Genomic DNA, 514 nt, shown 5'->3' on the forward strand with positions numbered 1-514 from the left:
GTTTGATTTTCTTTATGGAAAAATTGCTTGATTTCCCAAACTACCACCTTTCCACGGGTATTCCACTCCTGAAACCAATGTTTTACTGTTTTACGATTGCTATACTGGGGACACCAACTTTCTGTATAGAGTACATCTTCCGCAAAAATATCATCAATGCCCATATCTTTCTGATAAAGCCACATATCAAACCACAGTCGGATTATTTTTTCTCGTTCATTCATAATAGAAACACCTCGCTTGTTTACTTTCATTTTGTAGGCAGCATAATGGAAAATTCCGAACCCTTGCCCGGCTCCGAAACCACTTTGACATAGCCGCCCTGCCGCATTACAATCTCGCGGGCCAGATACAGGCCAATGCCCACGCCCTGCTGTTCGTGTACTTCTTCCTCACGATAGAAGCGCCGGAAGATGGCAGCCTGATTGCTTTCGGAAATGCCCTTGCCGGTGTCGGTCACTTTGATCTCCACATACATTTCCCACAGCACCACCGACACAGCGATTTTCCCGCC

The 514-nt window shown here is 45.7% G+C and carries 1 protein-coding gene and 1 pseudogene; both read right to left on the reverse strand.

Going from position 1 to position 514, the window contains the following annotated elements; genetic code table 11:
- Positions 1–224: pseudogene (locus tag D3F01_RS15885) on the reverse strand (nuclear transport factor 2 family protein); the annotation flags it as partial.
- A 26-nt stretch (positions 225–250) separates the two neighbouring features.
- The coding region (locus tag D3F01_RS15890; protein WP_242889618.1) for an ATP-binding protein at positions 251–514 on the reverse strand (264 nt) is incomplete at its 5' end.

The organism is Faecalibacterium sp. BCRC 81149 (assembly GCF_022750605.1).
Lineage (GTDB): Bacteria > Bacillota > Clostridia > Oscillospirales > Ruminococcaceae > Faecalibacterium > Faecalibacterium duncaniae.